The organism is Streptomyces sp. NPDC047002 (genome assembly GCF_040704505.1).
Classification (GTDB): Bacteria; Actinomycetota; Actinomycetes; order Streptomycetales; family Streptomycetaceae; genus Streptomyces.
This window is the reverse complement of the sequence record NZ_JBEYWC010000019.1, coordinates 39,263-52,022: the sequence shown is the minus strand read 5'-3', so window position 1 is coordinate 52,022 and position 12,760 is coordinate 39,263. Positions and strand designations below refer to the sequence as shown.

14 protein-coding genes are annotated in these 12,760 nt (G+C 76.2%); 5 read left to right on the top strand and 9 right to left on the bottom strand.

Annotated elements, in window-relative coordinates:
• Positions 1–14: 14 nt before the first annotated feature.
• Positions 15–905, bottom strand: a complete 891-nt coding sequence (locus AB0910_RS18820; protein ID WP_366745726.1) for a GntR family transcriptional regulator — start codon at positions 903–905, stop codon at positions 15–17.
• A gap of 172 nt (positions 906–1,077) precedes the next feature.
• On the opposite strand from AB0910_RS18820, the gene AB0910_RS18815 reads away from it, so the two are divergent.
• Complete coding sequence (locus tag AB0910_RS18815; RefSeq protein WP_366745725.1) at positions 1,078–2,202, top strand: XdhC/CoxI family protein; 1,125 nt, start codon at positions 1,078–1,080, stop codon at positions 2,200–2,202.
• Positions 2,203–2,236: 34 nt separating this feature from the next.
• On the opposite strand, the gene AB0910_RS18810 is transcribed toward AB0910_RS18815, so the two are convergent.
• Both AB0910_RS18810 and AB0910_RS18805 read right to left on the bottom strand, forming a co-directional pair.
• Positions 2,237–2,743 (bottom strand): YrdB family protein, encoded by a 507-nt coding sequence (locus tag AB0910_RS18810; protein ID WP_366745724.1) that lies wholly within the window; start codon positions 2,741–2,743, stop codon positions 2,237–2,239.
• A 31-nt stretch (positions 2,744–2,774) separates the two neighbouring features.
• A complete protein-coding gene (locus AB0910_RS18805) occupies positions 2,775–4,259 on the bottom strand; it encodes a CoA transferase (protein WP_366745723.1) in 1,485 nt (494 codons plus the stop codon).
• Between the two features lie 298 nt (positions 4,260–4,557).
• On the opposite strand from AB0910_RS18805, the gene AB0910_RS18800 reads away from it, so the two are divergent.
• Positions 4,558–5,454 (top strand): GNAT family N-acetyltransferase, encoded by an 897-nt coding sequence (locus tag AB0910_RS18800; RefSeq protein ID WP_366745722.1) that lies wholly within the window; start codon positions 4,558–4,560, stop codon positions 5,452–5,454.
• 206 nt (positions 5,455–5,660) lie between these two features.
• Positions 5,661–6,461: an SAM-dependent methyltransferase gene (locus tag AB0910_RS18795; RefSeq protein ID WP_366745721.1), complete on the top strand. Its 801-nt coding sequence runs from the start codon at positions 5,661–5,663 to the stop codon at positions 6,459–6,461.
• Positions 6,462–6,543: 82 nt separating this feature from the next.
• On the opposite strand, the gene AB0910_RS18790 is transcribed toward AB0910_RS18795, so the two are convergent.
• Positions 6,544–8,226 (bottom strand): penicillin-binding transpeptidase domain-containing protein, encoded by a 1,683-nt coding sequence (locus AB0910_RS18790; protein ID WP_366745719.1) that lies wholly within the window; start codon positions 8,224–8,226, stop codon positions 6,544–6,546.
• 237 nt (positions 8,227–8,463) lie between these two features.
• On the opposite strand from AB0910_RS18790, the gene AB0910_RS18785 reads away from it, so the two are divergent.
• Complete coding sequence (locus AB0910_RS18785; RefSeq protein WP_366745718.1) at positions 8,464–9,087, top strand: RraA family protein; 624 nt, start codon at positions 8,464–8,466, stop codon at positions 9,085–9,087.
• A 36-nt stretch (positions 9,088–9,123) separates the two neighbouring features.
• Here the strand turns inward: AB0910_RS18785 and AB0910_RS18780 are convergent, their stop codons facing one another.
• From AB0910_RS18780 to AB0910_RS18765, 4 genes are all read right to left on the bottom strand, one after another.
• On the bottom strand, positions 9,124–9,498 hold the full coding sequence (locus AB0910_RS18780) for a hypothetical protein (protein ID WP_366745717.1): 375 nt from the start codon (positions 9,496–9,498) through the stop codon (positions 9,124–9,126).
• 157 nt (positions 9,499–9,655) lie between these two features.
• Complete coding sequence (locus AB0910_RS18775; protein WP_366745716.1) at positions 9,656–10,393, bottom strand: GntR family transcriptional regulator; 738 nt, start codon at positions 10,391–10,393, stop codon at positions 9,656–9,658.
• A gap of 78 nt (positions 10,394–10,471) precedes the next feature.
• Positions 10,472–10,855 (bottom strand): hypothetical protein, encoded by a 384-nt coding sequence (locus AB0910_RS18770; protein ID WP_366745715.1) that lies wholly within the window; start codon positions 10,853–10,855, stop codon positions 10,472–10,474.
• 61 nt (positions 10,856–10,916) lie between these two features.
• Positions 10,917–11,267, bottom strand: a complete 351-nt coding sequence (locus tag AB0910_RS18765) for a hypothetical protein (RefSeq protein ID WP_366745714.1) — start codon at positions 11,265–11,267, stop codon at positions 10,917–10,919.
• A 165-nt stretch (positions 11,268–11,432) separates the two neighbouring features.
• Here AB0910_RS18765 and AB0910_RS18760 point away from each other — a divergent pair, with 165 nt between their 5' ends.
• On the top strand, positions 11,433–11,996 hold the full coding sequence (locus AB0910_RS18760; protein WP_366745713.1) for a GNAT family N-acetyltransferase: 564 nt from the start codon (positions 11,433–11,435) through the stop codon (positions 11,994–11,996).
• A 79-nt stretch (positions 11,997–12,075) separates the two neighbouring features.
• Here the strand turns inward: AB0910_RS18760 and AB0910_RS18755 are convergent, their stop codons facing one another.
• A complete protein-coding gene (locus AB0910_RS18755) occupies positions 12,076–12,687 on the bottom strand; it encodes a hypothetical protein (protein ID WP_366745712.1) in 612 nt (203 codons plus the stop codon).
• Positions 12,688–12,760 lie beyond the last annotated feature (73 nt).

Here is a 12,760-nt window from a genome sequence, read left to right as displayed (position 1 = left end):
CGGGGCCCGCGCGGTCAGTCCGAGAAGCCGTTCCAGCCGGAGCTCTCCAGCGCGGCGAGGCTGCGCCGCACGATGGAGCGGGTGAGGGCGGCGGCGAGGTCCGCCTCCCGGTCCGTGTACGCCCTCATCAGCCGCCGGTGGTCGGCGACGGAGGTCTCGACCCGGCCGGGCAGCGAAAGGCTGAGGTGGCGCAGTTGGAGCGTCCTGATGCCGACCGAGTCGAGGACGCCGCGCACGGTCTCGTTGGCCGCGAGCCGCGCCTCCGTGTTGCGGAAGCCGACGATCGCCCAGAAGAACCGCTCGGGATCGCCGGCCGCGGCGGCCGCCTCCAGCTCCGCCTGCGCCGCGCCCAGCTCGTCCAGACCGCCGGCCGTGCCCCCGCCTGCTCCCGGGCCGCCTGTGGCGCGGTCGCCCGCCGTGTCGGGGCAGTGCTGCACGATGCGCCTGCTCACCAGCGCGTACAGCTCGGCGCGGAGCTCGTAGATCTCCCTGACCTCGACGATCCCCAGCCTGCGCACCCGGGGCCGCCTGCGGGCCTTGACCTCCACCAGGCCCTCGCGCTCCAGGATCGCCAGGGCCTCCCTGACCGGGGTGCGGCTGCTGCCGAAGCGGCGGGCCAGGTCGACGGAGTTCAGGTCTTCGCCCGGCCGCAGCCTGCCCTCGATGATGGAGGCGCCGAGCGAGACCACGATCTGCGAGCCGACGCTGTCCAGGTCCTCCGACCGGCCGAGCACCCGCAGGATCTCCCGCTCGCCCGCCGTCAGGCCCGCCCCGTGGAGCACGGCGCGCGCCTGCGCCGCCCCGTCCGCACCCGCGCCGTCCCCACTGGCCACACCGCCGACACCGCTCACACCGCCGACATCGCTCACATCGCTCACACCGTTCAGACCACTGACACCGTTCATGCCGCTCACCCCGACACCGCCACTCGCCGTACGCTCCCGTCCGCGTGCACCGTCCGGCCCTGGCACGTCCCACGGCACCCGCACACCCCGCACCCCTCGTACACCACAGAACCACACCCGGGTCCCGGGCGGCCTCCCGGAGCCGTCCCGGCGTCTGCCCGAGGAGGCACCGATGCGTGAGATCCTGCCGCAGCTGCGTGAACTGGTCGCGTCCGGCACGCCGTTCGCGCTCGCCACCGTCGTCGGCGTGCGCGGCAGCGCGCCCCGCGACCCCGGCGCGGCCATGGCCGTGACCGAGGGGGGCCGGGTGATCGGCAGCATCTCGGGCGGCTGCGTCGAGGGCGCCGTGTACGAGGCGGGGCTCGGCGCCCTGGCGAGCGGCGAGGCCGTGACGGAGACCTACGGCGTCTCCGACGACGACGCCTTCGCCGTCGGCCTGACCTGCGGCGGCGTGCTGTCCGTACTGATCGTGCCGTACGGGGACGGCGCAGCGCGGGCCGCGCTCGGCGAGGTGCTCGACGCGATCGCGGCGGGGGAGCACCTCGCGGTGGCGACGGTGACAGGCGGCGCAGCGCCGCTCGGCGCCCGCCGCTCGGTCACCGCGGCCCGCGCCTCGGGTACGCTCGGCGGCCACCCCTGGCTCGACACCGCCGTGGACGAGGACGCGCGCGGGCTGCTCGCGCAGGGCGCCACGGGGGTGCGGCACTACGGGGCGCGCGGCCAGCGGCGCCTTGAGGAGGTGACGGTGTTCGTGCAGTCCTTCAGGCCGCCGCCCAGGATGCTGGTGTTCGGCGCGATCGACTACGCCGCAGCCACCGCCCGCATGGGCGCCTTCCTCGGCTACCGGGTGACGGTGTGCGACGCGCGGCCCGCCTTCGCCACGCCCGAGCGCTTTCCCGCGGCCGACGAGGTCGTGCGGGCCTGGCCGCACGAGTACCTGGCCCGCACCGAGGTGGACGAGCGCACCGTGGTGTGCGTGCTGACGCACGACCCCCGGTTCGACGTGCCGCTGCTGCGGGCCGCGGTGCGCACGCCCGCCGCGTACATCGGCGTGATGGGCAGCCGCCGCACCCATGACGAGCGGACGGCGCGCCTGCGCGAGGAGGGCGTGGCCGCCGCGGACCTGGCGCGCCTCGCCTCGCCGATCGGCCTCGACCTCGGCGCCCGCACCCCGGAGGAGACCGCGGTCTCCATCGCCGCCGAGATCATCGCCCTGCGCTGGGGCGGCACGGGCGAGCGCCTCTCCCGCGCCTCGGGGGGCATTCACCACGCGCTGGCGGGCGCGCCGGGGCGGTAGCCGGCGGCGCGGCGCTCCCTCGGCGCCCGTACGGTCAGCCGGAGCCGGAGCCGGAGCCGGAGCCGGAGCCGGAGCCGGAGCCGGAGCCGGAGCCGGAGCCCGTGTGGGCTTCGGCGTCGCGGTGGCGTGACGCCTCGCCGAGCGCGGTGTTGAGGACGGCCACGGCGCCGGACACCACCGCCCACACCGGGTGCCCGACCCTCCACAGCGCGACCGCGCCGCCGCCCAGGACCACGGCCTTCACCAGCAGGACCGCGGCGAGCGGCACCGCGAAGCGGGCACGCGGCGCGGCGAACAGCCCCCACACCACCATCGCCGCGAGCGGCAGCACCACGGCGAGCAGCGCGCCGCCCGCGCGCAGCCCCCACCAGCACAGCGCGGCGAACGCCGCAAGCTCCACCAGGAAGGCCGCCGACTCGTTGACGACGAACCACGCGGGCCGCCCGCTCCAGTCCACGCCCCTGGCCCGCCCCGGCACACCGCCCGGCGCGCCCCCGCCCTCGGCCGTCCGCCGGTCGCTGCCCCCGCCCGTGTCGCTCATGGCCCGACCGTATCGGGCGCCAGGACCGCACTCACAGCCAGTTCGCGGTGTCCGAGCCCCACGGGGTGGCCAGGTGGTTCCAGTCGGCGGGCGCGCCCTCGTAGTGCAGCGGCGGCAGGGCGTGCCGCACGCCGCGCTCGGGCGGGGGCTCCTGGGTGACGTACTGGTCGGGCGCGTACGGCGGCCCCGGCAGCGGGTCGGGGGCGAGGCCGCGCAGCAGCCACTGCGCGGTGCCCGCGAGGGACAGCCGTACGCGGGAACCCGCGCCCGTCGCCTGCCGGTCGGTCAGCGACCGCAGCACGGCTGCGGCGAGCAGATAGCCGGTGCCGTGGTCGAGGGCCTGGGCGGGCAGCACGCCGGGCGTGCCGTCCTCGGCCGCCTCCACGGCGGCGATGCCCGTCGCCGCCTGCACCAGGCTGTCGAAGCCCCGGCGCCGCCGCCACGGCCCCACTCCGGACCAGCCCCACGCGGACAGCTGCGCCACGACGAGGCCTGGGTGGCGCTCGCGCAACTCGTCCGCCGCGAGGCCGAGCCGGTCGAGCGCGCCGGGCCGGTAGCCGGTGACGACCACATCGGCGCCGGCGAGCAGGTCGTCGAAGGTCGCGCGGTCCGCCGCCGCGCCGAGGTCGAGCAGCGTGGACCGCTTGCCGAGGCCGGTGTCCGCGTGCGCCTCCGGCATCTCCGGCAGGCGCGGCGAGTCCACGCGCAGCACGTCGGCGCCGAGCAGCGCGAGGGTGCGGGTGGCGACGGGCCCCGCGATCACCCGTGTCAGGTCGAGCACGCGTACGCCCTGCGCGGGCAGCGCGGCGGGCGGCAGCGGCCGCGCCCCGCCAGCCGCCTCGCCCGGCGCCGTCTCCACCAGCGGCAGGGTCCGCTCCACCGGCCCGGACGCGACGCGCACGGCGAGCCCGCCGCCCTCGTACACGGCCTCCTCGACGTCCGCCGCGCGGCTCGCCGCGAGGGCCGTCCCGACGCGCGCCACGAGCTTGGCGTCGTCGCCGATGTCCTCCATGCCGAGGGCGCGCAGCAGCCTGGCCCGGTGGTGCGGGTAGTTCGCGTGGGTGCGGATCCAGCCGTCGGCGACCGGCCAGAAGCGGGACAGCGGCGCGAAGGGCGCGGGCCGCCTGCCGTCGATCCGCAGGTGCCGCTCGCTGACGAACGCGGTCGCGACGGCGCCTTCTTTGACCGCGACCGCGGGCACCGCGTCCGCAGGGACGGCCTCCGCGCCGCCCGCGTGCGCCCGCCCGCCCGTACCGTCGCCGAGGCGCCGCACGGCCAGCAGCTCGGCCGCGGCGAGCGAGGCGGTGCCGACGGTGGCGCGCGCCAGTTCCCGTACGGGCAGCCGGGACGGCAGGACGTCGGCCGCGCCCTCGTAGGAGACGCGTTCGAGCAGCGCGGGCCGTCCGCCGAGCGCCGCCCACACGGCACCGGTCGCGGCGTCGCCGCCCCCGGCCGTCGGCCGGTACGCGGACGCGGCGGAGTCGTTCGCACGGTCGGGGTCAGGCGTCACGTTCATGCCGCCATTGTCGACGCCGATCCCCGCGCAGCCGTGCACGTCCCGGCTGTGTCCACCCCTCCCCGTGGCCCCGCAGGCCCGGACGGGCGCCTGGCGCGCGCCGCGGCGGCCCGCGCGTAACCCGGTTGTGGCCGGGGCCGCGGATCGTTACGGTCGGCGGACCGTGACCCAGAAACCACCGCAGGACGGCCCTGAGCGCGGGCTTGCGCCCCCGGGCCCGTCCGCTGCCCCGAGTGCCCCGGAGCCGCCGGCGGCCCCGGGCGGGCCCGTGCAGCCGCCGTCCGCCCCGGGCGGGCCCGTGCTCCCCACCGCGTTCCTGATCACTCCGCTGAGCGATCCGTGGCCCGCGCCCGGCACCCGCCGCCTCGCCTGGGTCGCCGCGGACACGGGTGCCGACGGCCGCCCGGTCGGTACGTGCTACCTGCTGCTGCACGAGCGTCCTGGCCGCGACCACCTCGCCGAGGCCGAGCTGCGGGTGCACCCCGCCGAGCGGGGCAGGGGCGCAGGCACCCTGCTGCTCGCCGCCGCCGTCGCGGCCGCGCGCGAGGAGGGGCGGCGCACGGTGACGGCGCGTGCCGACGAGGGCTCGCCCGGCGCGGGGTTCCTCGCGGGGCGGGGCTTCCGTACGTCCCTCACACTGGTCCACACGCGGCTCGCGCTCACCGACGCCGACCCCGCCGCCCTCGCCGCCGCGGTCGAACGGCCGCACCCCGGCTACCGGTTGGAGTCCTGGGCGGGCACAGTCCCGGACCGCTTCGCGGAGAGCTTCGCCCAGGCGCGCCGCGCCATGGACGACATGCCGACGGGCGACGGCACGGTCCCCGCGGTGTGGGACGCCGGGCGCGTGCGCGCGGCGGCGCGTGCCGTCGCCGACCGGGGCGACCTGCTGCACACCGTCGTCGCCTTCGACACCGCCGACGGCTCGGTCGCCGCCTTCACCGAACTCGTCGTGCCCGGCTGCGGCACGGGCGACGCCCAGCACTACGGCACAGGCGTCCTGCCGGAGCACCGGGGACGCGGCCTCGCCCGCTGGATCAAGTCGGCGTCCGTCCTGCACGCCCGCACCCGGCACCCCGCGCTCGGCGGCCTGCTGACCGACACCGCGGAGACCAACGCGCCGATGCGCCGCGTCAACGAGGCCCTGGGATACGGCCCCACGCGCCGAGAGGCCCTCTGCCGCCTCGACCTCCCCTGAACCGGGAGCCGGTCGCGGCCGCCTTCACGGGAGGCGGCCGGGTCCCGTACGCTCAACGGCCCATGACCGCTTCGCAGTCGTACCCGAGGGCCGGCGGCCACCGCGGCATGCCGCGCCCGTACGGCCGGTCGTGCCCCGCTCCGCGACGGGGCGCGCGGCTGCGGCGGGACCCGCACGCGCGGCGCGCGCGACCAGAAGGACGGACGATGCCTCACCTCCCCCCACGGCCGAAAGGGCAGATCGACACCAGCCGTCCCCACTCGGCGCGCGTGTACGACTACTTGCTCGGAGGAAAGGACAACTACGCCGTAGACCGCGAGCTCGCCGAGGAACTCCCCGGCCTCTTCAGGTCGGCGGCCGTGCAGAACCGGGCGTTCATGCGCCGCGCCGTCAACTGGCTCGCGCTGCGCGGCATCGACCAGTTCCTCGACATCGGCACGGGCATCCCCACGGCCCCGAACCTCCACCAGATCGCCCAGCGCGTCAACCCGGCGGCGCGCGTCGTGTACACCGACAACGACCCCATCGTGCTGGCGCACGCCGCCGCGCTGCTCGTCAGCAGCCCCGAGGGCAGGACCGACTACGTCGACGCGGACCTGCGCTCTCCCGAGGCGATCCTGGACGCGGCGGGCCGCACCCTCGACTTCGACCGGCCGATCGCGCTCTCCCTCATCGCCGTACTCCACTTCGTCACCGACGCCCACGACCCGCGCGCGATCGTGCGCACGCTGGTGGACCGGCTGCCCGTCGGCAGTTTCCTCGTCCTCAGCCACGGCGACGTCACGCAGTTCCCCGAGGACGCCGAGGCGGCGGGCGCGTACGAGCGCAGGATCGAGGCGCAGTTCCGCCGGCGCGCCGAGATAGCGCCCTTCTTCGCCGAGGACCGCCTCACGCTGGTGCCGCCTGGCCTGGTGACGGCCCCCGAGTGGTACCAGGCCGACCAGCTCAGGCCGAGCCGGGAACGCAGCGCGATCTGGGCCGGAGTCGCCGAGGTCGGCGCGGGCTAGGCCGCCCCCCGGCCCGGCCCGGGGGCGGCGGGGCCCTGATCCTCCGGCCCGGCGCGTCAGTCCGCCGACTCGGCCCGGCGCGTCAGTCCGCCGCGAGGACCGAGGCGACCAACGGCCCCGCGGCGTCGGCCCCGTGGCCGCCCGCGTCGACGACGGCGGTGGCGGCGCAGTCGTCGCGGAAGGCCGTGAACCAGCTGTTGGAGACGGCCTGCCCGTCGACCTCGGCCGAGCCGGTCTTCGCGCCCTTGTCGCCGCCGAGGCCCGCCATCGCGTGCGCCGCGGTCCCGCTGAGGGCCGTCGTCCGCATCATGCCGGTGATGGCCTGGGCGACGGACGGCGCCAACGCGCGCCGTGCCGTGGCGAGTTCGCGGTGGTCGAAGGACTGCGGCACCAGCACGGGCTGGTGGAAGGCGCCCGCCTTGACGGTGGCGGTCACCGAGGCCATGTCCAGCGCGTTCATCTGGACCGTGCCCTGGCCTATGTACTGGGCCGCGGCCTCGCCGCCCGTCTCCGCGGGCACCTTGCCGTCGAACGACACCACGCCCGTCTTCCAGTCGTTGCCGCCGAGGCCGAAGACCTCGCGGGCCTCCTCGCTCAGGCCCGCGTCGTCCCTGGTGTCGTCTATCAGCTTGATGAAGGCGGTGTTGCAGGACTGCGCGAACGCGTCCCGCATCGTGGAGCCCGGCTTGAGGGAGAAGTGGTCCTCGTTGTGGAACGTGCGGCCGTAGTACGTGGCCGTGGGCGGGCACTCCATCGGCGAGTCCGGCGCGGCGAGCCCCTTTTCGAGCAGCAGCGCGGACGTCACGATCTTCATGGTCGAGCCGGGCGCCTGGGCGCCCTGGAGCGCGGCGTCGAAGCCGTCGCCGCGGTGGTCGGCGACGGCGAGCACCGCGCCCGTGCTCGGCCGGATCGCCACGACCGACGCGTTGGTGTACCGCTTCACCGCGGCCTCGGCCGCCGCCTGCACCCGGGCGTCGATCGTCGTCGGGACCCTCCCCGCGCGGCCCTTGGCCAGCGTCAGCAGGATCTTCGGCGTGGCGCCCTGCCCGGCGTCCGCGCTGTCGCCGCGCTCCTCGACGCGCAGCGTGATCTCGGGCTTGCCGCCCGCCTGCGCCCCGTACCGCTGACGCAGCGCGTCGACGACCGGGCCGAGCGAGGGGTAGCGGGCCGTGTCGAGCACCCCGCCTTCGCGGTCCAGGGCCTCGACGGGCGGCGCCGCCGCCCGGTCCGTGACGAGCGTCGTGGCGGCCGTCAGGTCGGGCGGGACCACCGCGGGCGACCAGTCGACCAGGGCGCGGCCCGTGGAGCGCTCGCGCACGACCGTGAGCTGCGAGTGGTACGTCCACGGCTTGGTGGCGCCGCCGTACGAGACGGTCGCGCGGACGGTGTAGGGCACGGTCGTGCCGGTCGGTGTGCCCGGGGTGATGACGGCCTTCGTGACGTGCGCGGAGTCGCGGAAGTCGGTGAAGTACGGGGCGGCCTCGGCCGCAGCGTCGGTGAGCCGCGCGAGGTCCCGCGGGTCCTCGCCCGAGGCCCAGGCGTCGAGGAACCGCCGTGCGGTGCCTCGTACTTCGGCGGCGCTCGGCGGCCCGGGACGCGCGGGGGCGGTGCTGCGCGGTGCCGCCTGGCCCACCAGGCCCTGGTCCGTCGTGCGGGGGTTGCCGCCGGTGAGGCCGTGGTACAGGTTGAGCCCGCCCCAGGCCGCCCCCACGGCGACGACGGCGAACGCGCCGCCGACCACGCCACTCTTCAGCCCCCTGCGCATGGCGCAGCCTCACTCCCCCCGGGTCCCCCCGGATCTTGAACGCGTTCAAAACCCTCTGTCACGGCACTCTACGGGGCCGGGGCGCGGCGCGGCCCCCGCCGTGATCCGACTGGGACCACGATCACACCGGGCCGCAGGCCCACGCGCGGGGGCGGCCCTCTCCCGTAGCATCGCGCACGCGTCGTGGCACGAACCGGGGACGGCGTACGCGCACCCTCGCGGAAGGCGGAGGCAGACATGAGCGGCGACAGCGGCTTCGAGACGATCCCCACCACCACACTCGCCGATCTGCTCGGCAGGAAGCAGGTGATGGACATCGGCATCCGCCCGCTGTGGGCGGGCGGCCCCCGGGTCGCGGGCCCCGCCTTCACCGTGCGGTGCCCGCCGGGCGACAACCTGATGCTGCACGCGGCCATCCACCGCGCGGAGCCGGGCTCCGTGATCGTGGTGGAGTCGGGCGACCTCGACTACGCGCTCGCCGGCGGCAACGTGTGCGCCGTCGCCCAGCGCAGGGGCGTCGCCGCCTTCGTCCTCGACGGTGTGATCCGCGACGTGGCGGAGGTCCGCGAGGCACGCTTCCCCGTCTACGCCCGCGGGGTCGTCCCGATCCCCGGCACCAAGCAGGCCGTCACGCCGCTCGGCGCCGAGATCCGCTGCGGCGGTGTGCGGGTGGGCGCGGGCGACATCGTGGTGGCCGACGAGGAGGGCATCGTGTCCGTCCCGGCCGCCCGCGCCGCCGAAGTCCTCCCCGAGGCCCGCCGCGTGCTGGCCGCGGAGGAGGCCGAGTCCCTCGACGACTGGGAGAAGGCGCACCGCACCCGCATCGACGCCCTCCTCGCCGAGCACACCCCGACCGCCTGACCCCCCGGCCCCCTCGGCTGCTCCCCTCCGCCTCCCTCACCCACCGCCCAACTCCCAGCTGTGGCCGCCCGGGTGACCGAGGAACTCGGCGCACGCCTCCGAGCCGCCGTCCGTGCGCGTCATGACCGCAGGACAGTCCGGGAGGACCGTCACGGTCCTCGGTCTGCCGCCGTCCCGCCACCGGGTCCATACGGCTCCGGTGCGCACGCCGTCGAGCTCGCGCACGAGGGCGTGGTGTTCGTCGGCGCCATGGGCCTCCCGGGTGCACCAGAGGTCGCGCTCCAGGCGTGCGTCCTCCGGTTCGCCGTACGGCTCGGGCGCCAGGCGCAGCGCCGCGAGCGCGAGGCGCTCAGGTAGCCGTGCTGTGGCGCCGCAGAGGGGGAGCCCAGTCTCCGATGTCGTGGAACGCATGGCGGAACCTCCCGTAACGAAATCCTCCCTAGGGATGTTGAGCCTACATCCCTAGGGAGGATTTGGGGGGTGGTTCGCGCAGGTCCGTGATCCGGCCTTGTCGTGCCCAAGAGGTCCCGCGCTGACGGGCGTCGGTCCACACGGCCGCGCCGGCGGTTCAGCTGGGGAAGTCGTACACCAGGGTGTAGACACTCGCGTCCAGCACCATCCGCGTCACGTCGACCGGGCGCTCCCCGGCGGTGAGGGCCACGCGCCAGATTTCCACCACCGGTGTGCCCTCCGGTAGTTGTAGTCCCGCGGCCTCCTCGGGGCTCGGCATGCGGGCCCGCAGCTCCTCGGTGAATCGCGCGGGCTCCAGGCCCAGTTCGGCCAGGCGCGCATAGGTGCCGCCGGGGCCCGAGTCCGGGAGGGCGGCGGCGGAGCCGCGTACGAGATCGGCCGGCAGGTACGACGTCGCGTACTGGACCGGCTCGCCGTCGACCAGATAGCGCCGTCTCCTCACCACGACGGGCATCCCGCCCGCCAGGTCCAGCAGCGGCGCGACCTCATCGGGCACGGGCTCTTCACCCACTGCGAGATCTGCGACCGCCAGCTCACGGTCGCGTACCTCTGTACCCCAGATCGACCGGCCAGACCCCCAGGTGACGCGTGACAGACGTTGCCCGGCCACCCGCCGGATCGGCCGGAACTCGCGCACGTACGTGCCGCTTCCGCGCCTGCGCACCGCGAGTCCCTCGTTGACCAGCAGGGTGAGTGCTCTCCGCGCTGTCTCCTTGGCCACGCCGTGCTCCCGTACGAGCGCGGGCTCGCCCGGGAGGCGTTCCCCGGGTGCGAGTGATCCGTCCTGGATACGCTCGCGCAGTCCGTCGGCGATCTGCCGGGCGCTGACCGACATCGTTGGTCCTCACTTCCCTAGGGTGGAGTGCCACCACCCTGGCACGGCCGACCGGCGTGCGGCGGCTCGGGGGAGAGGTCATGCGGGCGTGGCCCCCGGGTGCAGCTCCCAGCTGTGGCCGCCCGGGTGGTTGCGGAACGCGGTGCAGGGGGTGGTGCCGCAGTGGTGGCTCTGGACGGCGGGGCAGTCGGGGAGCACGGCCACGGTCCGCGGCCTTTCGCTGCCGCGCCACCTGGCCCATACGGCGCCGGCGCGCAGGCCGTCGACGTCGCGCACGCGCGCGTGGTGGTCGCCCCGGGCGTGCGCCTCGCGGACGCAGCGGAGCCTGCGCTCCACCCGGCCGTCCTCCGGCTCGCCGTACGGCTCGGGCGCGAGGCGCAGGGCCGCGAGGACGAGGCGCTCGGGGAGGCGGGTGGTGGCGCCGCAGACGCGGCGCGCGTGCGGCGGTAAAGCGGAGTGCATGGCACATCCTCCTGGATGGCTCGGTGGGTTCCTTTCGCTGTGTTCCTGCTCTCCGGCCCGCTCACTGGTGCGCGCGCCGGAAGCCGCCGCGCACGAGCGGCGCCGCGTGGCGGGCCGCCGCGCCGAGGGCCGCGGCCTGGACCGCGGCGCCCACCGGGAGGCCGAGCCAGATGAACGGCGACGGCAGCGCGGCGAAGACGAGCGAGGTGGGCGCCGTCACGAGGAACGCCCAGACGCCCGAGAGGCTCGCGTCCTCGTGGGTGACGAAGAGGAGGTCGGCCGCGACCCATACCCAGACCGCCGCGACCAGCGCCAGGTAGGCGAGGGCGACCGGGTGCCGCAGCGAGCGGAGGAACGCGGCGGTGCGTGCGCGCGCGGTCGTGCCGGCGTCCGTGGGCTCCAGGGGCTGCATGGGTTTTTCTCCCGTCGTACCGGGTGTGCGGTCGCCTTCCACGGTCCACCGGGCCGGCCGCGCGCGCCTGAGTATCCGTACGCATGTCCGCATGGGTGATGGGGCCACGTCTGCCGCACGCCCGGTGGCGCGGGGCCCCGCGGTGAGCTGGCTATGCTGCCGGCCATGACCGACGGCGCGACCACGGAGCTTGCCGTTCTCGACCCCCTTGAGCCGGGCGCGGATCCGGCGCGTGCGGCCCTGTTCGCGGAGTCGGCCCACCGGATCCTGGCGGATCTGGTCGCGGGTGGCGCGGCGCTCGGCTGGGTCGAGCCGCCCTCGCACGACGAGATCGCGGGGCTCCTCGACCGCGTCGCCTCCGCGGCGCGCGCGGGGGACGCGGCCCTGCGCGCCGCCTACCTCGGCCCCCGGCTCGTCGGTCTCGGGTACTGGCTGCGCTACGCCCGCCCGACCCACAGGCCGCACGCCGATCTGGAGAAGATCGCCGTGGACGCGGCCGTCCAGGGCCGCGGGGCCGGGCGGGCGCTCGCGGCCGCCCTGATCGCCGGCGCGAGGGAAGCGGGGATCGAGGTCCTCACCCTGGACGCCCGCGGCGACAACGCGGGCGCCCTGCGCCTCTACCGGTCACTCGGCTTCACGGAGTACGGACGTCTGCCCGGCTTCGTGGCCGTCGGCGACCGCCGCTACGACAAGGTCTTCTGCATGCTGGACTTCCGCAGCGCCGACTGACCGGGGCCGCGCGCCGCCGATCTGCCGCAGCCCGGCTCCTGCCGAGGCCCGGCTCCTGTGGCCGCCCGGCTCCTGCCGCTCAGGACTGCGGCGGCGTCTCCGGCTCCGGGTCGGCCGGGGGCGTGGGCCGGACCGCGGGGCGTGCGGCTGCGCCGGGGACGGCGCGGCCCGCGCGGGTGCCGCGCGTGGTGGGCCGGGAGAGCCCGCCGCGCTCGGGGCCGCGGACGGCCGTGCGCGGGCCAGGCGCCGCCTGGCCGGCGGCGGTAGCGAGGTCGGCCATGGCCTGGAGGTGGCGGTCGGTGAGCCGGTAGACGCCCGAGGCGTCCGCCGACTCCCGGTAGGTCGCGAACTCCGTGTTCTGGATCGCCAGATTGCCGATCACGGAGGGGAAAGCGCTCGCCGCGACCCGCACGGTGGGGTGGTGCGCGTCCGCCAGGTCGACGAGGAGCAGCGTGCGCTCGGCACCCGCGAACGTCGCGGCGTCCGCGACCACGAGCACCGGGTAGCGCCTGCCCTCGGGCAGCAGCGCGAGCAGCCCTTCGGTGCCCAGGCCCGCGTGGGCGGGTTCTGCGAGCACGGCCACCCACCCTTCGCCCAGCTCGCCGAGGAGCGCGCGCCAGGCGTCCTCGTCGGTGAAGTCCGTCCGCAGGACGGGCGAATGGTCGGTCAGGGGAAGCCGTGCGGCGCTCATCAGTCCTCCATGGCTCGGTGGGGCCGCCAGCCTAGGAGCACCCACCGACAGCGGGGCCCGGCTGTGGGAAAGG

Coding starts and splice junctions, on each gene's coding strand:
- AB0910_RS18790 (WP_366745719.1), bottom strand. CDS start 8,226: ATGCGCAGGGGGCTGAAGAGTGGCGTGGTCGGCGGCGCGTTCGCCGTC.
- AB0910_RS18775 (WP_366745716.1), bottom strand. CDS start 10,393: ATGTCGGTCAGCGCCCGGCAGATCGCCGACGGACTGCGCGAGCGTATC.
- AB0910_RS18815 (WP_366745725.1), top strand. CDS start 1,078: ATGCGTGAGATCCTGCCGCAGCTGCGTGAACTGGTCGCGTCCGGCACG.
- AB0910_RS18820 (WP_366745726.1), bottom strand. CDS start 905: ATGAACGGTGTCAGTGGTCTGAACGGTGTGAGCGATGTGAGCGATGTC.
- AB0910_RS18785 (WP_366745718.1), top strand. CDS start 8,464: ATGAGCGGCGACAGCGGCTTCGAGACGATCCCCACCACCACACTCGCC.
- AB0910_RS18795 (WP_366745721.1), top strand. CDS start 5,661: ATGCCTCACCTCCCCCCACGGCCGAAAGGGCAGATCGACACCAGCCGT.
- AB0910_RS18755 (WP_366745712.1), bottom strand. CDS start 12,687: ATGAGCGCCGCACGGCTTCCCCTGACCGACCATTCGCCCGTCCTGCGG.
- AB0910_RS18765 (WP_366745714.1), bottom strand. CDS start 11,267: ATGCAGCCCCTGGAGCCCACGGACGCCGGCACGACCGCGCGCGCACGC.
- AB0910_RS18810 (WP_366745724.1), bottom strand. CDS start 2,743: ATGAGCGACACGGGCGGGGGCAGCGACCGGCGGACGGCCGAGGGCGGG.
- AB0910_RS18805 (WP_366745723.1), bottom strand. CDS start 4,259: ATGAACGTGACGCCTGACCCCGACCGTGCGAACGACTCCGCCGCGTCC.
- AB0910_RS18780 (WP_366745717.1), bottom strand. CDS start 9,498: ATGCGTTCCACGACATCGGAGACTGGGCTCCCCCTCTGCGGCGCCACA.
- AB0910_RS18760 (WP_366745713.1), top strand. CDS start 11,433: ATGACCGACGGCGCGACCACGGAGCTTGCCGTTCTCGACCCCCTTGAG.
- AB0910_RS18770 (WP_366745715.1), bottom strand. CDS start 10,855: ATGCACTCCGCTTTACCGCCGCACGCGCGCCGCGTCTGCGGCGCCACC.